The sequence below is a fragment of the Streptomyces sp. NBC_00076 genome (genome assembly GCF_045041235.1).
Taxonomy (GTDB): Bacteria; Actinomycetota; Actinomycetes; order Streptomycetales; family Streptomycetaceae; genus Streptomyces.
The window spans coordinates 1898582-1916504 of sequence record NZ_CP108242.1 but is presented as its reverse complement, the minus strand read 5'-3'; the positions used below and the strand labels follow the sequence as shown (position 1 = coordinate 1916504).

At 71.4% G+C, this 17923-nt stretch carries 17 protein-coding genes and 1 riboswitch; of the genes, 12 read left to right on the top strand and 5 right to left on the bottom strand.

Features of this window, described 5'->3' with window-relative positions; all coding sequences use genetic code 11:
- Window positions 1–133 precede the first annotated feature (133 nt).
- Together OHA64_RS08795 and OHA64_RS08790 are read left to right on the top strand one after the other, a co-directional pair.
- Window positions 134–1603 (top strand): amino acid permease, encoded by a 1470-nt coding sequence (locus OHA64_RS08795; protein ID WP_405610431.1) that lies wholly within the window; start codon window positions 134–136, stop codon window positions 1601–1603.
- 10 nt (window positions 1604–1613) lie between these two features.
- On the top strand, window positions 1614–2066 hold the full coding sequence (locus OHA64_RS08790) for an Lrp/AsnC family transcriptional regulator (protein WP_356774804.1): 453 nt from the start codon (window positions 1614–1616) through the stop codon (window positions 2064–2066).
- Window positions 2067–2084: 18 nt separating this feature from the next.
- Here the strand turns inward: OHA64_RS08790 and OHA64_RS08785 are convergent, their stop codons facing one another.
- Window positions 2085–2534 (bottom strand): hypothetical protein, encoded by a 450-nt coding sequence (locus tag OHA64_RS08785; RefSeq protein WP_405610428.1) that lies wholly within the window; start codon window positions 2532–2534, stop codon window positions 2085–2087.
- A gap of 205 nt (window positions 2535–2739) precedes the next feature.
- Here OHA64_RS08785 and OHA64_RS08780 point away from each other — a divergent pair, with 205 nt between their 5' ends.
- From OHA64_RS08780 to OHA64_RS08770, 3 genes are all read left to right on the top strand, one after another.
- A complete protein-coding gene (locus OHA64_RS08780; RefSeq protein WP_405610425.1) occupies window positions 2740–3969 on the top strand; it encodes an MFS transporter in 1230 nt (409 codons plus the stop codon).
- Window positions 3970–4242: 273 nt separating this feature from the next.
- Window positions 4243–5040 carry a carbon-nitrogen hydrolase family protein gene (locus tag OHA64_RS08775; protein WP_405610422.1) on the top strand — a complete coding sequence of 266 codons (798 nt, stop codon included), beginning with the start codon at window positions 4243–4245 and terminating at the stop codon, window positions 5038–5040.
- A gap of 111 nt (window positions 5041–5151) precedes the next feature.
- Entirely contained in the window at window positions 5152–6864 is a 1713-nt protein-coding gene (locus tag OHA64_RS08770) for a flavin monoamine oxidase family protein (protein WP_405610419.1), read from the top strand.
- 33 nt (window positions 6865–6897) lie between these two features.
- Here the strand turns inward: OHA64_RS08770 and OHA64_RS08765 are convergent, their stop codons facing one another.
- The gene (locus OHA64_RS08765) at window positions 6898–7587 is read right to left on the bottom strand and encodes a DUF5995 family protein (RefSeq protein ID WP_405610416.1); all 690 of its coding nucleotides are present in this window, start codon (window positions 7585–7587) and stop codon (window positions 6898–6900) included.
- A 175-nt stretch (window positions 7588–7762) separates the two neighbouring features.
- Here OHA64_RS08765 and OHA64_RS08760 point away from each other — a divergent pair, with 175 nt between their 5' ends.
- Complete coding sequence (locus tag OHA64_RS08760; protein ID WP_405623908.1) at window positions 7763–8905, top strand: glycoside hydrolase family 6 protein; 1143 nt, start codon at window positions 7763–7765, stop codon at window positions 8903–8905.
- Here OHA64_RS08760 and OHA64_RS08755 read toward each other — a convergent pair.
- Both OHA64_RS08755 and OHA64_RS08750 read right to left on the bottom strand, forming a co-directional pair.
- Complete coding sequence (locus OHA64_RS08755) at window positions 8887–10278, bottom strand: uracil-xanthine permease family protein (RefSeq protein ID WP_405610413.1); 1392 nt, start codon at window positions 10276–10278, stop codon at window positions 8887–8889. The two genes, OHA64_RS08760 and OHA64_RS08755, sit on opposite strands and share 19 nt — an antisense overlap.
- 125 nt (window positions 10279–10403) lie before the next feature.
- Window positions 10404–11615 carry an MFS transporter gene (locus OHA64_RS08750; protein WP_405610410.1) on the bottom strand — a complete coding sequence of 404 codons (1212 nt, stop codon included), beginning with the start codon at window positions 11613–11615 and terminating at the stop codon, window positions 10404–10406.
- Between the two features lie 127 nt (window positions 11616–11742).
- On the opposite strand from OHA64_RS08750, the gene OHA64_RS08745 reads away from it, so the two are divergent.
- Window positions 11743–13005 (top strand): ROK family transcriptional regulator, encoded by a 1263-nt coding sequence (locus OHA64_RS08745; protein WP_405610407.1) that lies wholly within the window; start codon window positions 11743–11745, stop codon window positions 13003–13005.
- A gap of 30 nt (window positions 13006–13035) precedes the next feature.
- Here OHA64_RS08745 and OHA64_RS08740 read toward each other — a convergent pair whose 3' ends face one another.
- On the bottom strand, window positions 13036–13776 hold the full coding sequence (locus OHA64_RS08740) for an SDR family oxidoreductase (protein WP_405610404.1): 741 nt from the start codon (window positions 13774–13776) through the stop codon (window positions 13036–13038).
- Between the two features lie 480 nt (window positions 13777–14256).
- Window positions 14257–14387: riboswitch (FMN riboswitch) on the top strand.
- 145 nt (window positions 14388–14532) lie between these two features.
- Here OHA64_RS08740 and OHA64_RS08735 point away from each other — a divergent pair.
- The 5 genes from OHA64_RS08735 to OHA64_RS08715 are packed head-to-tail and all read left to right on the top strand — an operon-like array spanning window position 14533 to window position 17880.
- On the top strand, window positions 14533–15135 hold the full coding sequence (locus OHA64_RS08735) for a riboflavin synthase (RefSeq protein ID WP_405610401.1): 603 nt from the start codon (window positions 14533–14535) through the stop codon (window positions 15133–15135).
- Window positions 15132–15773 (top strand): nicotinamide riboside transporter PnuC, encoded by a 642-nt coding sequence (locus OHA64_RS08730; RefSeq protein WP_405610398.1) that lies wholly within the window; start codon window positions 15132–15134, stop codon window positions 15771–15773. The genes OHA64_RS08735 and OHA64_RS08730 overlap by 4 nt, the downstream gene beginning before the upstream one ends.
- Entirely contained in the window at window positions 15770–17059 is a 1290-nt protein-coding gene (locus tag OHA64_RS08725) for a bifunctional 3,4-dihydroxy-2-butanone-4-phosphate synthase/GTP cyclohydrolase II (RefSeq protein ID WP_405610395.1), read from the top strand. Before OHA64_RS08730 ends, OHA64_RS08725 begins: the two co-directional genes overlap by 4 nt.
- 29 nt (window positions 17060–17088) lie before the next feature.
- On the top strand, window positions 17089–17574 hold the full coding sequence (gene ribH, locus OHA64_RS08720) for a 6,7-dimethyl-8-ribityllumazine synthase (RefSeq protein ID WP_405610392.1): 486 nt from the start codon (window positions 17089–17091) through the stop codon (window positions 17572–17574).
- 33 nt (window positions 17575–17607) lie between these two features.
- Window positions 17608–17880 (top strand): phosphoribosyl-ATP diphosphatase, encoded by a 273-nt coding sequence (locus OHA64_RS08715; RefSeq protein ID WP_200300558.1) that lies wholly within the window; start codon window positions 17608–17610, stop codon window positions 17878–17880.
- The last annotated feature ends 43 nt before the right edge of the window (window positions 17881–17923 follow it).

Genomic DNA, 17923 nt, shown 5'->3' with positions numbered 1-17923 from the left:
CACAGGCAACGCCATCCCCTAGGGTCATGCCCTGTACATGGCGTGGCGGGGACCCCGCTCGGTGGGTCCCTGCTGTCAGGGGTGTGCCACCGGTCCCCGTCGCACCGAGAGGAAGCGACAAAGGAGACAGCGCGTGCTCGATCAAGGCGCACCCCCGCACAACCGTGGCCGTACCACCCCCTCGCCCCCCGGCTTCGGTGCGCGGCTCATGCGTCGCAAGCCGGTGGAGAACCTGGTCGCGGAGGGCGGCCAGGGCGAGGGCGGCAGCCTGCGCCGTTCCCTCGGGTTGTGGCAGCTGACCATGATCAGCATCGGTGCCACCCTCGGCACCGGCATCTTCGTCGTCCTCGGCGAGGCCGTTCCCAAGGCGGGCCCGGCCGTCACCCTGTCCTTCGTGATCGCGGGTCTCACCGCGCTGTTCTCGGCGCTGTCCTACGCCGAACTGGCGGGCACCATCCCGGTCGCCGGGTCCTCGTACTCGTACGCATACGCAACGATGGGCGAACTGATCGCCTGGGTGTGCGGCTGGTGTCTGGTCCTTGAGTACGGCGTCTCGGTCGCCGCCGTGGCCGTCGGCTGGGGCGAGTACCTGAACGAGCTGCTCGACGGGACGATCGGCGTCACCATCCCCGACGCGCTGTCCGCCCCGCCCGGCGACGGCGGCGTCTTCAACCTGCCCGCACTGATCGTCGTCCTGCTCGCGATGGTCTTCCTGCTGGGCGGCGCCCGCGAGTCGGCCCGCGCCAACACCGTCATGGTCACCGTGAAGATCGCCGCGCTGGTGCTGTTCTGCGCCATCGGCGTCCAGGGCTTCCGCTCGGGCAACTACGACAACTTCATGCCGCTCGGCATGGCCGGCGTCAGCGCCGCGGGTGCCACGCTCTTCTTCTCGTACATCGGCTTCGACGCCGCCTCCACCGCCGGCGAGGAGGCCAAGAACGCGCAGCGCGACCTGCCGCGCGCGATCATGCTCTCGCTGGTCATCGTGACGGCCCTGTACGTCCTGGTCGCCGCCGTCGCCGTCGGCGCGAAGCCCTGGAAGCAGTTCACCGACTCCGAGGCCGCCCTCGCCCAGATCATGCGCGAGGTCACCGGGCAGGGGTTCTGGGGCACCCTGCTCGCGTTCTGCGCGGTCGTCGCCATCGCGAGCGTCGTCCTGACCGTCCTGTACGGCCAGACCCGCATCCTCTTCGCGATGTCACGGGACGGCCTGGTGCCCAAGGTGTTCGCCCGCGTCCACCCCAGGACCGGTACGCCCCGCGCCAACACGCTGATCGTGTCCCTGTTCTGCGGTGTCCTGGCCGCCGCCGTTCCGCTGGGCCAGCTCGCCGACGCCACCAGCATCGGCACGCTGTTCGCCTTCGCGCTGGTCAACGTGGCCGTGGTGGTGCTGCGCCGCACCCGACCCGACATGCCCCGCACCTTCCGGGTGCCGCTGTCGCCCGTCCTGCCGGCCGTGGGCTTCGCCCTGTGCGTCTGGATGATGGGCAGTCTGTCCGCCGTCACCTGGGTCGTCTTCGGGGTCTGGATGGCCGTCGGGCTCGTGGTCTACTTCGGGTACGGTCATCGCCGCTCCCGTCTCGCCCAGTCCGGAACGAAGTGAACCACCCGCAGTGCTGAACGATCTCGACGAACGCATCGTGCACGCCCTCGCCGAGGACGCGCGCCGCTCCTACGCGGACATAGGCCAGTTGGTCGGCCTCTCCGCGCCCGCGGTGAAACGGCGGGTCGACCGGCTGCGCGCCACCGGGGCCATCACCGGCTTCACCGTCCGGGTGGATCCGGCGGCACTCGGCTGGAAGACCGAGGGGTTCGTCGAGATCCACTGCCGCCGCAACACCTCGCCGGAGACCATCCAGCGAGGCCTGGAGCGCTACCAGGAGGTCGTGGCCGCGTCGACCGTCACCGGCGACGCGGACGCGATCGTCCAGGTCTTCGCCTCCGACATGCGGCACTTCGAGCGGGTCCTGGAGCGGATCGCGGGGGAGCCGTTCGTGGAGCGCACCAAGTCCGTGCTGGTGCTGTCGCCGCTGCTGCGCCGCTTCTCGTCGGGCTCGCCGACCTGAGCCGCCCCAGGACCCGTCCTACTCGGCGCCCCGCCGGACCGCTGAGAGCAGCCGCCGTACAAATGCCGCGTGCCCGCCCGTGCCGATGACGAGCCGCCGGTAGAGGCGGCCGACCGGGCCGGGGAACCTCGCCCGGGTCTCGGCCCGCAGCAGGGTCCGCCCCGGCCCGGCCTCGTCGAGGCGGAAGACCAGGGCGTACGTCGAGAAGTGGTGGCGCCCGACGAGGACCAGCTCCCGGCCGGGGCGCGCGCCGGCCACGCGCAACCCCGGGAACCTCGAGCCCTCGGCCACCGGCCGTGGCCCGGACACCGTACGGTCGGCGCAGCCGAGCAGGCGCGCGTAGCGGGCCGTCCGGTCACTCGCGAAGGACCGGTCCAGGACGTCGTCGATACCCCGCCAGACCGCGGCGGGCTCCGCCGCGACGATCGTCGTGTGCTCGTCCACATGCGGTAGTGCTGCGATCTTCATGCGTCCTCCCCGGGAGCCGATGACATGTCCACGGTAGCCGCGGCGGACCGAGGGGACGCGGACGCGCAATTCACTCGGCCGTACGCACGACCCCGACTACCATCGGTGTCATGACCTGGCGACATTGATCCACCAGTCTTGCCTCCCGAGGGCCGCCTCGGACGCCGCACCTCCGGCGTCCGATTCGTCCCTGCGGGAAGGCCCCATGACACTCTCACCTGCGCGCGTGCCCGTCACCGGTGTCCGGAAACTCACGGCCACGCTGTACGGCTACGCGTTCCTCGACGACTTCGTCCTGCTCTACCCGGTGTACGCGCTGCTGTTCGCCGACACCGGTCTGTCGATCTGGCAGATCTCCTCCCTGTTCGTCCTGTGGTCCCTCACCGGCGTCCTGCTGGAGGTCCCGTCCGGAGCCTGGGCCGACGCGGTCTCGCGCCGGCTGCTGCTGTGGCTCGGCCCGCTGCTCACCTCGGTCGGCTTCGCCCTGTGGGTCCTGGCCCCGTCGTACTGGGCCTTCGCGGTCGGCTTCGTGCTGTGGGGGGTGCGCGGAGCGCTCGGCTCCGGCGCGCTGGAGGCTCTGGTGTACGAGGAACTGGTCCGGCTGGGCGCGGCCGACCGGTATGCCCGCGTCATGGGCCGGGCCAGGGCCGCGGGACTGCTGGCCGTGATGGCCTCGATGGCGGCCGCCGGTCCCGTGTTCGCGTTCGGCGGCTACCCGGCGGTCGGCGCCGCGAGCGTCCTGGCCTGCCTGCTCACCGCGGTGACCGCGACCCGGTTCCCGGAACACCGGACACCGGGGACCGGCGGCGCCAACTGGGCCGCGACCCTGCGGGACGGACTCGCCGCGGCTCGTGGCGACCGGTCGCTGCGCCGGGCGCTGCTGCTCGTCCCGGCCGTCGGCGCCGTGTGGGGCGCGCTCGACGAGTACACGCCGCTGCTGGTGCGGGACACCGGCGTACCGGACCGGATGGTCCCGTATCTGCTCCTGCTGATCTGGGCGGGGGCCACGGCCGGGAGCCTGCTGGCCGGTCCCGCGGAGCGACTCGGCAGCCGCGGGCTCGGCGCTCTGCTCGGGGTCGCCGCGCTCGCCCTGGCCGTGGGCGCGGGTGCGCGGACACCGGCCGGCCTCGTCCTCGTGGCCCTCGCCTTCGGCGGTTTCCAGCTGGCGACCGTGCTCGCCGACGTCCGCCTCCAGCACCGCATCGAGGACACCGGGCGGGCCACCCTGACCTCGGTCGCGAGCCTGGGCACCGAACTGGCCACGATCGTCGTGTACGGCGCGTACGCGACCCTCGCCCAGAGTGCCTCCCACGCCACCGTGTTCGCGCTGTTCGCGGTGCCGTACCTGGTCACGGCCCTACTGCTGGCGAACGGAACACGAATGCCGGTGAACGGCACACGGGATGGCAATGAGTGCGGGTGGCCCGACCGGTGACGTGGCGGGTCCCCGGGCGGGGGCCCGCTCGGGCGGAGGCCGACTTGGGCGGTGGTCGGTTCACGTGGTGGCCGGCTCGGGCGGTGGTCGGCTCACGCGGTGGCCGGGTCGGGCGAGGCCACCTCGGGCACGCAACAAATCGCCGCTGTCCGGACCCAGCGCGCAACGATCGGCGTACGGGCGCGCAACGGCTGCTTCTTGTCGGGCCGAGCCCGTCGCCCGTACCGTCTAGGTGGCCCCCGCAACCACCCTTCCGCCCGGTGAGGAACACGCATGCGCACCGCCCTGCTCCAGAGCTCCGGCCGGCCCGGCTCGATCGCCGCGAACCTCAAGGTTCTCGACGAGGCCGCGGGCCGGGCCGCCGCCGCGGGCGCCGGACTGCTGGCCGCGCCGGAGATGTTCCTCACCGGGTACGCGATCGGCGACGACATCGGCCGCCTCGCCGAACCCGCCGACGGCGACACGGCGGACGCGATCGCCGAGCTCGCCACCCGGCACGGCCTCGCCCTCGCCTACGGCTACCCCGAGCGGGCCGGCGAGGCCGTCTTCAACTCCGCCCAGCTGATCGCCGCGGACGGCACCCGACTGGCCAACTACCGCAAGACCCACCTCTTCGGCTGCTTCGAACGCGACCACTTCACGCCGGGGGACCAGCCGGTCGTACAGGCCGAGCTGAACGGCCTCCGCGTCGGCCTGATGATCTGCTACGACGTGGAGTTCCCGGAGAACGTCCGCGCCCACGCCCTAGCCGGCACCGACCTCCTCCTGGTGCCGACCGCGCAGATGCACCCGTTCCAGTTCGTCGCCGAGTCGGTCGTGCCGGTGCGGGCCTTCGAGAACCAGATGTACGTCGCGTACGTCAACCGGGTAGGTCAGGAAGGGGAGTTCGAGTTCGTCGGGCTCTCCACCCTCGCCGGGCCCGACGGGGTCGCCCGCACCCGGGCCGGCCGCGCCGAGGAACTGCTGCTCGCGGACGTGGACCCCGCCTTCCTCGCCACCTCCCGCGAGGCCAACCCGTACCTGAAGGACCGGCGTCCCGGCCTCTACGGCGCCCTGGTCCGAATCCCCTGAGCTCCTCCTCGGGTTCCCCCGAGCCCCTCCCCGAGTTGTCTCTCACTCACTCGAGTTCCGTCGAGTTCCCCGAGCTCTCTCGAGTTCGTACGCGCAAGGAGTCCGTACCCCATGACGTCCACCGTGCCCAACGCCGTCGAGCACGCTGACGAGCAGCAGCCGCCGATCACCATGTTCGGTCCGGACTTCCCGTACGCGTACGACGACTTCCTCGCCCACCCGGCGGGCCTCGGTCAGATACCGGCGACCGAGCACGGCACCGAGGTCGCGGTCATCGGGGGCGGACTGTCCGGCATCGTGGCCGCGTACGAACTGATGAAGATGGGCCTCAAGCCCGTCGTCTACGAGGCCGACCGGATCGGCGGCCGGCTGCGGACCGTCGGCTTCGACGGGTGCGACCCCTCCCTCACCGCCGAGATGGGCGCGATGCGCTTCCCGCCGTCCTCCACCGCCCTCCAGCACTACATCGACCTGGTGGGCCTGACGACCCGGCCCTTCCCCAACCCCCTCGCGGAGGTGACTCCTTCGACCGTCGTCGACCTCAAGGGCGAGTCCCACTACGCCGAGACGGTCGACGACCTGCCGCAGGTCTACCGGGACGTCGCCGCGGCCTGGAACAGGTGCCTCGAAGAGGGTGCCGACTTCTCCGACATGAACCGCGCGATCCGGGAGCGGGACGTGCCGCGCATCCGGGAGATCTGGGCGAAGCTCGTCGAGAAGCTCGACAACCAGACCTTCTACGGCTTCCTCTGCGACTCCGAGGCCTTCAGGTCGTTCCGGCACCGTGAGATCTTCGGCCAGGTCGGCTTCGGCACCGGCGGCTGGGACACCGACTTCCCCAACTCCATCCTGGAGATCCTGCGCGTCGTCTACACCGAGGCCGACGACCACCACCGCGGCATCGTCGGCGGCTCCCAGCAACTGCCGCTCAGGCTCTGGGAGCGCGAGCCGGAGAAGATCGTCCACTGGGCGTACGGCACCTCGCTGGCGAGTCTGCACGAGGGCGGGGAGCCCCGTCCGGCCGTGACCCGGCTGCACCGCACCGCGGGCGACCGGATCACCGTCACCGACGCGGACGGCGACATCCGCACCTACCGGACGGCGATCTTCACCGCCCAGTCCTGGATGCTGCTGTCGAAGATCGCCTGCGACGACTCGCTCTTCCCGATCGATCACTGGACGGCGATCGAGCGGACCCACTACATGGAGAGCTCCAAGCTCTTCGTGCCGGTGGACCGGCCGTTCTGGCTCGACAAGGCCGTCGACGGCAACGGAAACCCCACCGGCCGGGATGTCATGTCGATGACGCTCACCGACCGGATGACCCGCGGGACCTACCTCCTCGACGACGGCCCCGACAAGCCGGCCGTCATCTGCCTCTCGTACACCTGGTGCGACGACAGCCTGAAGTGGCTGCCGCTGTCGGCGAACGAGCGGATGGAGGTCATGCTGAAGTCGCTCGGCGAGATCTACCCGAACGTCGACATCCGCAAGCACGTCATCGGCAGCCCGGTGACCGTGTCCTGGGAGAACGAGCCTTACTTCATGGGTGCTTTCAAGGCCAACCTGCCCGGTCACTACCGTTACCAGCGGCGCCTGTTCACCCACTTCATGCAGGACCGGCTGCCCGAGGACAAGCGGGGTATCTTCCTCGCCGGCGACGACATCTCCTGGACGGCCGGCTGGGCCGAGGGCGCCGTACAGACCGCGCTCAACGCGGTCTGGGGCGTCATGCACCACTTCGGAGGGACGACCGACGCGACGAACCCGGGTCCGGGAGACGTGTACGACGAGATCGCGCCGGTCGAACTGCCGGAGGACTAGGAGTACTTGGCGGTCTTAGAGGATCAGGGCCCGTCAGCGGTCGGGCAGCGGGGTGAGCAGCATGCGTCCCGCGAGGCCGACCGCCGCGTCCAGCCGATCGGTGAACTCCCAGGCGACTTCGGGGAGTCCGCGCAGTGCCCACAGAGCCCTGGCGGCGGTCCAGGTGGCGTCCCGGGCCCGGTCCAGGCTCCAGGAGCCGAGCAGATGGGTGAGCGGGTCGGCGATCTGGAGGAGGTCGGGGCCCGGCATCAGCTCCTCGCGGATGCTCTCCTCCAGCGAGACGAGGAGATCGCCCACGCGGTCGAACTCGTCCTCCACCTCGGCGGGTTCGCAGTCGAGCGTACGACAGGTGTCCACGACGGCGAGCGCCAGGTCGTGGCCGATGTGCGCGTTGATGCCCGCGAGCGCGAACTGCAGCGGTCGTACGCCGGGATGACGGCGCATCTGGAACAGGGGCCGCCAGCAGGCGGGCGGACGTCGCTCGTTCCTCACCGTCTCGACGGCGGCCAGGTAGCGCTCCGCGAACCGCACGTCCAGTGTGATCGCGGCCCGGGTGTCCTCGAACCGGCCGCTGTCGATACGCCGGTCGACCGCCTCCGTGACGGCGAGGTAGACACGGTTGAAGACGGCGACCCCGTCGGCCGCCGGCAGTGTCTGGTCGAGCGCGCGCATACGGGAGATGACCGTGTCCACGGGGGTGGTGAATTGTTCGCATTGCACCATGGGGGCAGGGTCGCAGCTTTAGGCTGACCCGAGTGCCGGTGGGCCCGGCGCTTCCCCAGAACGGGGGAACGCGCGCCCGCCGTGGGGGAGGGGGAGCGCGACCGTGTCAGGCTTACGGGCCAGGCGCCCGGCGGCGCACCGGGCCGTGCGCGGGCGGACCGTGCGACGCGGTGTGATGGTCGCCGCGGCATCCTTCGTCGTCGCGGTCGGCACCGCGGCCGGGATGCTGACCGCCCTCGACGACCGACGCGGCTCCGACGAGGCGAAGCCCCAGGTGACCGTCTCGCCCTACCTGGCGCCGTTGCCCGCCGCACCCACCCTGTCCGCCTCTCCGAGCCCGAGCAACTCCGCCTCGCCGTCCTCGAAGGAGAAGCCGAAGGCCACGTCGGCGCCCACGCCGACGCCGACGGCCGCGAGGTCGGAGCAGAGGGAGAAGGACCTGAGCGCCTTCGCGTCCGCCCGGCTCTACCGTCATCCCGAGTCCCAGGTGCTCGACTGGGTGCGTGGCAACGGCGCGGACCCCCGGCAGGAGGTCATCGAGTCCCGGATCGCCGACCGGCCCGCGGCCCTCTGGTTCGCCGACTTCACACCGTCGACCATCACCTCCCGGGTCCGCGCGGTCACGTCGGGCGGTGTCGCTCAGGGCCGGGTTCCGGTGGTCGTGGCGTACGCGATCCCCGGCCGCGACTGCGGCGGCGCCTCCGAGGGCGGGGCACCCGACCTCGACGCCTACGACGCCTGGATCGACGCCTTCGCCGCCGGGCTGGGCTCCGGCGAGGTCGTCGTCGTCCTGGAGCCGGACTCGGTCGCCCAGGCCGAGTGCCTCTCCTCGGGCGAACGGTCCCGCCGCTTCGCCTCGTTGGCCCGCGCGGGCCGGGTCCTCAAGGCCGCCAACCCCAGGGCACGCGTCTACTACGACGCCGGTCACTCCGGCTGGAACACGCCCACGAAACAGGCGGGTTGGCTCCGGCAGGCCGGTGCCGCCTCGGCCGCGTCCTCCGACGGTGTCTTCAGCAATGTCTCCAACTTCCACCGCACGGCCGACGAGATCGCCTACGACCGACGAGTCCTCGACGCGCTGGGCGGCCCGGCCGGCCTGGGCGCCGTCATCGACACCAGCCGCAACGGCAACGGGGCCCCGGCGGACGGCGAGTGGTGCGACCCGCCCGGCCGCAAGATCGGCCGGGCGCCCACGCTCAGCACCGGGGAGGCCCGGATCGACGCCTTCCTGTGGGTGAAACTGCCGGGGGAGTCGGACGGCTGCAAGGGTTCGCCGGGGACGTTCTCGCCGTCCTACGCCTACGAGTTGGCGCGCTGATCCTTCTCGTCGTAGGAACTGGTGCCCTCGTCCAGGAGGGGCCGGCCCGTCTTGAGATGGGCAGGCGCGAACGCGCGCAGCGCGTGGTAGCCGGTGATCACGACGAGTGTGCCCAGCGCGATGCCGCTCAGCGAGAAGGTGTCGGTGATCTTCATCGTCACGTTGCCGACGCCGATGATGACGCCCGCCGCGGCCGGTACCAGGTTGAGCGGGTTGCGCAGGTCCACCTCGGCGTTGAGCCAGATCTGGGCGCCGAGCAGGCCGATCATGCCGTACAGGATGACGGTGATGCCGCCGAGGACACCGCCCGGGACCGCGGCCACGATCGCGCCGAACTTCGGGCAGAGGCCGAACAGGAGCGCGAAGCCGGCGGCGGCCCAGTACGCGGCCGTCGAGTAGACACGGGTCGCGGCCATCACGCCGATGTTCTCCGAGTAAGTGGTGTTGGGCGGGCCGCCGACCGCGGTGGAGAGCACGGAGCCGATGCCGTCCGCGGCGATCGCCGTGCCCAGCCTGTCGTCCAGGGAGTCGCCGGTCATCTCGCCGACCGCCTTGACGTGCCCGGCGTTCTCCGCGACCAGGGCGATGACGACGGGCAGTGCGACCAGGATCGCGGACCACTCGAAGGACGGCCCGTGGATGGACGGCAGTCCGACCCAGTCGGCCCGGCCGACGGCGGACAGGTCGAGCCGCCAGTGGTCGGTGAGCTTGCCGCTCGGGTCCACCGAGTGGATCCGCCCGAAGATCCGGTCGAAGGCCCAGGAGATGCCGTAGCCGAAGACCAGGCCCAGGAAGATCGCGATCCGGGACCAGAAACCACGCAGGCAGACCACGGCCAGACCGGTCAACAGCATGACCAGCAGGGCGGTCCACTGGTCCTGCGGCCAGTAGGTGGTGGCCGTGACGGGCGCCAGGTTGAAGCCGATCAGCATCACCACCGCGCCGGTGACGATCGGCGGCATCGTCGCGTGGATGATCCGCGCCCCGAACCGCTGCACGGCGACACCGACCAGGAACAGTGCGACACCGACGACCAGGACCGCGCCGGTCACCGTGGCACTCGTCCCGCCCTGTGCCCGGATGACCGCGGCGACACCGACGAAGGAGAGCGAGCAGCCCAGGTAGCTGGGCACCCGGCCACGGGTGGCGAGCAGGAAGATCACGGTCGCGACGCCCGACATCATGATCGCGAGGTTGGGATCCAGGCCCATCAGGACGGGCGCGACGAACGACGCACCGAACATGGCCACCACGTGCTGGGCGCCGAGCCCTGCCGTGCGGGGCCAGGAGAGCCGTTCGTCGGGGCGGACCACCGCTCCCGGTGCCGGAGTCCGTCCGTCGCCGTGCAGCTTCCAGCCGACGCCAAGATCCATGGTGCGGTTTCGCTTTCGTCGTGCCTGCGGTTCGGGTGGCGGGTGCCCCGCTCAGTGTCCAGAGAAAACGGACGCTGAGCGTCCGCCCAGGGGTGGGGAGGGCCGTCCCATCAGAAGGGATCCGTTCAGGGCCGCGGGCCCGGAGTCGCCGCGGCCTCGGCACTGAGCTTCGGACGGTCCCGGTCAGCCGTACGCAGCACGCCCGCGAAGGTCACCAGCCCGCATGCCAGTACCGTCACCAGGCCGAAGGACACCGTCAGGCTGGTGGCCTGGGCGAGGCCGCCGATGGCGCTCGGCGCGACCAGGCCCGAGGTGTACGTGATGGTCGCGACGCCCGCGATGGCCAGGCTGGGATTCGGGCCGCTGCGACCCGCCGCGGCGAAGCACAGCGGTACGACGACGGCGATGCCCAGCCCCATCAGCGCGAACCCCGCCATGGCCACCGCCGGATGGCCGGCCAGGACGATCAGCAGCCCGCCCAGCGCGGCCAGCACTCCGCCCACCCGGACCGTGGCCACCGAGCCGAAGCGGTCCACCACCTTGTCGCCGACGATCCGGGCGATCGCCATGGTGAGCGTGAAGCCCGTGGTGCAGGCGGCCGCCAGCCCCGCCGAACTGTCCAGCCGGTCGCGCAGATAGACCGCCGACCAGTCCAGGCTCGCGCCCTCGGCGAACACCGCGCAGAACCCGACCGCGCCGATGAGCAGCGCCGACTTCGGGGGCAGCGCGAACCGGGGCGGCGGCTCCTCGTCCTCGGCCGGCTGGATGTCGAGGACCCAGGTGCACGCGGTGACGCCCAGCACGGTCAGGACGGCGGCGGCCAGCGCGTGGTGCAGCCGGGCGTCCGAGCCCAGGTGCGCGGCGAGTGTGCCCGCCGCCGAGCCGACCAGGGCGCCCGCGCTCCACATACCGTGCAGGCCGGACATGATCGACCGGCCCAACTGGTTCTCGATCTCGACGCCGAGCGCGTTCATCGCCACGTCCGCCATGCCCGCCGAGGCGCCGTAGACGAAGAGGGCCAGACACAGCGTTGGCAGGTTCGGGGCGAGTGCCGGCAGGATCAGCGACAGCGTCCACAGGGTGATCAGGCCGCGCAGGGCGTTGCGTGCGCCGAAGCGGTGACTGATGCGGCCCGCGAGCGGCATCGCCACGGACGCGCCGAGCGCGGGGAAGGCCAGGGCGAGCCCCAGTTGGCCCGCACCGACCGAGGCGTGCTCCTGGATCCACGGCACCCGGGTCGCGAACGAGCCGGTGACGGCACCGTGCACAGCGAACACGGCGGCCAGGGCGTACCGCGCCCGCCGCACCTCGCGTCGGTCGTAGACCACGTCGCTCATTCTCCGGCCCCTCCAGGCTTCCGGGTCCCCGTTCGCGGTGCCGTAAACTATCAGGAACCCTGCCTGATAGATAGCGCTTTACCGGCCGCCCGCCCGTGCGGTCCCGCCGATCTGGAAGGATCCCGGCATGCCCGCATCCCCGAGCACCGCCCGGGCCATCAACGACCGGCTCGCCCTGCGCCTGCTCCAGGAGGAGGGTCCGCTGACGGCAGGGCGGTTGAAGCAGCTCACCGGCCTGTCCCGGCCGACCGTGGCCGACCTCGTCGAGCGCCTCACCGCGTCCGGGCTGATCGAGGTGGCCGGGGAGTCGGGCGAGCAGCGACGAGGGCCGAACGCCAAGCTGTACGGGATCGTCGCCGACCGCGCCCATCTGGCCGCCCTGGACGTCCGGACCGAGGGTGTCGCCGTGGTCGTGTCCGACCTGCTCGGGCGGGTGCTCGCCGAGGCGTCCGTGCCGATCGGCGACGACACCGGCACCGGACCCGCGGTGGAGCAGGCGGTCACTCTGGTCGAACGGGTGGTGAAGGAGGCAGGGGCGGACCGGCTGCACACCGTCGGCATCGGCACGCCCGGGCTGATCGACCCCGCCAGCGGTGAACTCCGCGACTCCTCCGGGCTGCCCGCCTGGCACCGGCGCCTGGTGGCGGCCCTGCAGGAGCGGCTCCCCATGGCCCGGTTCAGTGTCGAGAACGAGACCAATCTCGCGGCCCTCGCCGAACAGCGCGACGGTGCCGCCCGCGACCGGGACACCTTCGTCCTGCTGTGGCTCGGCATGGGCATCGGCGCCGCGTTGGTCCTCGACGGGGCGCTGCGCCGGGGCGCCTCCGGCGGCGCGGGCGAGATCGGCTTCCTGCCGGTGCCGGGGACGACCGGACTCCCGTCGGCGACCGGCTGCGACGGGGGTTTCCACTCCCTCGCGGCGGCCGGGGCGATCGCCGCCCTGGCGGCGGAGCACGGTGTGACGGCGACGGCGGCGGCGCACGAGCCGTACGCGGCGGTGCTGGTTCGGACGGCGGTGACGCGGGTGGCGGGGGCGGCGGACGGGGTGCGCCGCGAGGCCCCCGCCGAGGGCGGCCCTGTCGCCTCGCACGCCCGTCCGGACCCCGCGGCCGACCGTTTCCTCGACGTCCTCGCCGACCGAGTCGCCCTCGGTGCCGCCGCCGTCATCTCCGTCCTGGACCCGGGCTGTGTGGTGCTGGCCGGCGAGATCGGCCGTGCGGGCGGCGACACCCTGGCCCGGCGGGTCCAGGCCCGCCTGACCCGGCTGTCTCCCCTGCCCACGGAGGTGCGGTCCAGCGCGCTGGGCGGGGGAGCGGTGTTGCGCGGGGCGCTGCTGACGGCCCGCGACCGGGCGCAGGACGACCTGTTCGCGCCCCGGAGGGCGAGGTAGCCCTGTTCTGTCGATGGGAAGCGGGCGGCCCTATCCCCGCCGCGCGGCCAGAAAGTCCTCGAACGTCCCCTTGCCCACCGCCCGTTCCGGCGTGAGATGGCCGCCCGCGCGGAACCCCCGGTACGCCTTGCCCGCCAGCGGCACGTTGACCACGGCCCGGCGCCGTCCCGTCGCCTTCAGATAGGCCCGGGCCAGCGACTCGAGCGACCGCACCTCGGGCCCGCCCATGTCCTCGGCCCGCCCGGCGGGTGCTCCCACCGCCAACTCGGCCAGCCGGTCGGTGACTTCGGCCACCTCGATCGGCTGGGCCCGCGCCCCCGCCGGCAACAGCAGGACCGGCGGCCTGGACAGCGCCCCGAGCACCTGGACGAGCAGATCGTGGAACTGCGTCGTCCGCAGCACGGTCCAGCCGAGCCCCGACCGCTCGATCTGACTCTCCACGGCGAGCTTGGTCCGGTAGTAGCCGAACGGCACCCGGTCCACACCGACGATCGAGATGTAGACCAGATGGCCGACCCCCGCCCGCCGCGCGGCCCCGATCAGGTGCGCCGCCGCCTGCTCGTCCCCGCCGCGCGGGGTGCTCGCGCAGTGCACGACCGTCTCCACGTCCGCGACGGCCGCGTCCAGCCCCGCGCCGCCCGCACGCAGGTCGACGGCGTACGGCTGGGCGTGCCTGCTGAGCACCCGCACCTCGTGCCCACCCGCGCGCAGGCGCTCGGTGACGAGCCGGCCGAGTGTTCCGGTACCGCCGGTCACCAGGATCGTGGTCATGCTGTTCACCCCTTCGGATGCCGGACGCTCCCCGGCGGAACGCCCCTGGTCGGCTCGGACCGTGCGGACGTCGCGCGATGTGACAGCCGACTGCGGTCGAACCAACTGACCGCGTACGAACTCCAGTAGATCCGGGTTGACCACGGCGCGCACATCCGCGACACGTCCGTCCCGCTCCTCTGGGGCCTCGAGGTCGGGGGTGAGGAGCGTGTGCGCCGGAGGGGAGACCCGGCGGCGGGCAAGGGCCGTCGTCACCGCCACCGGGCCCGTCTCTACGGGTGTCCACGCAGGCCGACCTCTCATAAGGACTAGACCAATAAGTCCAGGGGTGTGGAACCAGTTCAACGGGGTCCGCCGGTAAGCGGGTTGGGGCTGCCGCGGTCCGGTCGAGAAGTCCATCGACCCTCCCTGTGAGCCACCCCACACCGTTCACTCGTATGGCCGCCGATCGAGCGTGGCACACTGACCATGTACCAGAAGCAGCGCACTCCGGGGTCGGTGAAAGTCCGAACCGGCGGTTACAGTCCGCGACCCGGTCACTTCCAGTGGCCGGTTGACCAGGTGAAATTCCTGGACCGACGGTTAAAGTCCGGATGGGAGGCAGTGCGCGGCGGGCGGGCATTCGTGCGCGCCGCCGTATTGGTTCGTCCGTGGGACGAGCCCTGTTCGGCGTCGCCCCCGGTGTTCTCGCTCGTACGTTCTGTCGTCATCGACAGCCCCGGAGTCCGTGCCCGAAGAGGCAGGAGGACCCGGGAAGTGTTCACCGGAATCGTCGAAGAGCTGGGTGAGGTCACCGCCGTCGAGAACCTCGGCGACGCCTCCCGCTTCCGGCTGCGTGGCCCCGTCGTCACGGAAGGCGCGAAGCACGGCGACTCCATCGCCGTCAACGGTGTCTGTCTGACCGTCGTCGACCACGAGGGCGACGAGTTCACCGCCGATGTGATGGCCGAGACCCTGAACCGTTCCAGCCTGGGCGTCCTCGCCGTGGGCTCCCGCGTCAACCTGGAGCGCCCCACCGCCGTGGGCGCACGCCTCGGCGGCCACATCGTGCAGGGGCACGTCGACGGAACCGGCCGGGTGCTGGAGCGCAAGCCGTCCGAGAACTGGGAGCTCGTGAAGATCGAGCTCCCCGCGGACCTCACGCGCTACGTCGTGGAGAAGGGCTCCATCACGGTCGACGGCATCAGCCTCACCGTCGTCGACGCCGGCCCCGACCACTTCACCGTGAGCCTCATCCCCACCACCCTCGCCCTGACCACGCTCGGCCTCAAGCAGCCCGGCGACCCGGTCAACCTCGAGGTCGACATCATCGCCAAGTACGTGGAGCGGCTGCTGACCAGTCAGGGGGCCACCCGGTGAACTGGCTGAACTCCGAGGCGTTCGTCCTCCTCGACCAGCACATCCTCTGGTCGGACATGGTCGGCAACATCTTCGGCCTGATCGGCCTCGCGCTCGGCTGGCGCCGGTCCATCTGGAGCTGGCCCGTCCAGTTCGTCTCCGGCCTGATCCTCTTCGGCGCCTTCTTCGGCCACCTGACCGGCAGCGCCGGCAAGCAGGCCGTCGTCATGGTCGTCGCCCTGTACGGCTGGTGGCAGTGGAACCGCGGCAAGGACGGCTCCGGGGACGGCCACATCACCCCGCGCTTCGCCACCTGGCGCGAGCGCGCGGCGATGGTCGGCGCCGCCGCCGTCGGCACGGTCGCGGTGGCCCTGCTCTTCAAGGCGTACCCGACCCTGTCCTGGGACCCCTGGCCCGACGCCTACATCTTCGTCGGCACCGTCGTCGCCATGTACGCGCAGGCCCGCGGCATGGTCGAGTTCTGGTTCGCCTGGCTCCTCGTCGACCTCGTCGGCGTCCCCCTGAACTTCGCCAACGGCTACGCCTTCTCCGGTTTCGTCTACGTCATCTACGGCGCGCTCGTCCTGTGGGGCATGCGCGACTGGTGGCTGCGCTCCCGCAAGGCCTCGCAGCCCTTCCTGGAAGGAGCGCCGGCATGACGGCGGCACCGATCATGTACAGCACCGAAAGCCTCGAGAACTTCACGCTCGACCCGATCGAGCAGGCCATCGTGGACATCGCGGCCGGCCGTCCGATCGTGGTCGTCGACGACGAGGACAGGGAGAACGAGGGCGACCTCGTGGTCGCCGCGGAGAAGGTGACCCCCGAGATCGTCGCCTTCATGATGAGCGAGTGCCGCGGCCTGATCTGCGCCCCCATGGAGGGCGACGAACTGGACCGGCTCCAGCTCCCGCAGATGGTCGACGACAACACCGAGCAGATGAAGACCGCGTTCACCGTCTCCGTGGACGCCTCCGCCGCCCACGGTGTGAGCACCGGGATCTCGGCCTCCGACCGCGCGGCCACCCTCCAGCTCCTCGCGAGCGGTACGGCCGAACCGTCGGACCTGGTCCGTCCCGGCCACATCTTCCCGCTGCGCGCCAAGTCCGGCGGTGTGCTCGTCCGCGACGGCCACACCGAGGCCGCCGTCGACCTCGCCCGCCTCGCCGGTCTGCGCCCGGCCGGCGCCATCGTCGAGATCGCCGGCGAGGACGGCAGCATGCTGCGGCTGCCCGAACTGATCCCCTTCGCCCGCAAGCACGGCCTGACGATCATCTCCATCGAGGACCTGATCGCCTACCGGCGCTCCAGCGAACCCACCGTCCGCCGCGAGGCCGAGACCCGACTGCCCACCACGCACGGCGAGTTCACGGCGTACGGCTACCGCTCCACCGTCGACGGCGTGGAGCACGTCGCCCTGGTGCACGGCGAGATCGGCGACGGTGAGGACATCGTCGTCCGCATCCACTCCGAATGCCTCACCGGCGACATCTTCGGCTCCGCGCGCTGCGACTGCGGCCCCCAGCTGGACGCCTCCCTGGACCGCGTCCAGGCCGAGGGCAGGGGAGTGGTGGTCTATCTGCGCGGACACGAGGGGCGCGGCATCGGCCTGCTGTCCAAGCTGCGCGCGTACGAGCTCCAGGAGCAGGGCCACGACACCCTCGACGCCAACCTGGAACTCGGCCTTCCCGCCGACGCCCGGGACTACGGCGCCGGCGCGCAGATCCTCGAGGACCTGGGTGTCCGCAGCGTGCGCCTGATGACCAACAACCCCGACAAGACCGACGCGCTCGTCCGCCACGGCATCAAGGTCACCGGCCGCGAGCCGATGCCCGTACAGGCGGGCGAGCACAACCTCCGCTACCTGCGCACCAAGCGGGACCGGATGGGGCACGACCTGCCCTGGCTGGAGACGACCCCCGTCTCCACCTGCGGCAACCAGTAAAGAAAGACCATCGAGGAGATGCGAGACAAGTGAGCGGCAAGGGTGCACCGGAACTGTCCGTACGAGGCGTCGGAGACCTGCGGGTCGCCGTCATCGCGGCACAGTGGCACGAGAAGGTGATGGACGGTCTGGTGGACGGCGCCCTGCGTGCCCTGCACGACCTGGGAATCGATGAGCCGACCCTGCTGAGGGTCCCCGGCAGCTGGGAGCTCCCGGTCGTCGCCAAGGTCCTCGCGGGCCGCGGCTACGACGCGATCGTCGCCCTCGGAGTCGTCATCCGCGGCGGCACCCCCCACTTCGAGTTCGTGTGCCAGGGCGTCACCCAGGGCCTCACCCAGGTCTCCGTCGACACCGGCGTGCCCGTCGGCTTCGGCGTCCTCACCTGCGACACCGAGGAACAGGCCCTGGACCGGGCCGGCATCGAGGGTTCCAACGAGGACAAGGGCCACGAGGCGGTGACGGCGGCGGTGGCCACGGCGGCCACCCTCCGCTCAGTATCCGAACCGTGGCGATGAGCCGTCCGGCACACGCGTAAAGTGGGCGCCACCATGTCCAATAAGACGTTCGAGGAGCTCTTCACCGAGCTCCAGCAGAAGGCCGCCAACGGCGACCCCGCCACCTCCCGCACCGCAGAACTGGTCGGCAAGGGTGTCCATGCCATCGGCAAGAAGGTCGTCGAAGAGGCCGCCGAGGTCTGGATGGCCGCCGAGTACGAGGGCAAGGAGGCAGCCGCCGAGGAGATCTCGCAGCTGCTGTACCACGTCCAGGTGATGATGGTCGCCCGCGGGATCTCGCTGGACGACGTCTACGCCCACCTCTGAGCCCGTACCCCCGCACCACACCCCCGTATCCACAACGAGAAGG

Coding starts and splice junctions, on each gene's coding strand:
- OHA64_RS08760 (WP_405623908.1), top strand. CDS start 7,763: ATGGTCGCCGCGGCATCCTTCGTCGTCGCGGTCGGCACCGCGGCCGGG.
- OHA64_RS08775 (WP_405610422.1), top strand. CDS start 4,243: ATGCGCACCGCCCTGCTCCAGAGCTCCGGCCGGCCCGGCTCGATCGCC.
- OHA64_RS08750 (WP_405610410.1), bottom strand. CDS start 11,615: ATGAGCGACGTGGTCTACGACCGACGCGAGGTGCGGCGGGCGCGGTAC.
- OHA64_RS08725 (WP_405610395.1), top strand. CDS start 15,770: ATGACGGCGGCACCGATCATGTACAGCACCGAAAGCCTCGAGAACTTC.
- OHA64_RS08745 (WP_405610407.1), top strand. CDS start 11,743: ATGCCCGCATCCCCGAGCACCGCCCGGGCCATCAACGACCGGCTCGCC.
- OHA64_RS08785 (WP_405610428.1), bottom strand. CDS start 2,534: ATGAAGATCGCAGCACTACCGCATGTGGACGAGCACACGACGATCGTC.
- OHA64_RS08740 (WP_405610404.1), bottom strand. CDS start 13,776: ATGACCACGATCCTGGTGACCGGCGGTACCGGAACACTCGGCCGGCTC.
- OHA64_RS08715 (WP_200300558.1), top strand. CDS start 17,608: ATGTCCAATAAGACGTTCGAGGAGCTCTTCACCGAGCTCCAGCAGAAG.
- OHA64_RS08765 (WP_405610416.1), bottom strand. CDS start 7,587: ATGGTGCAATGCGAACAATTCACCACCCCCGTGGACACGGTCATCTCC.
- OHA64_RS08770 (WP_405610419.1), top strand. CDS start 5,152: ATGACGTCCACCGTGCCCAACGCCGTCGAGCACGCTGACGAGCAGCAG.
- OHA64_RS08780 (WP_405610425.1), top strand. CDS start 2,740: ATGACACTCTCACCTGCGCGCGTGCCCGTCACCGGTGTCCGGAAACTC.
- OHA64_RS08755 (WP_405610413.1), bottom strand. CDS start 10,278: ATGGATCTTGGCGTCGGCTGGAAGCTGCACGGCGACGGACGGACTCCG.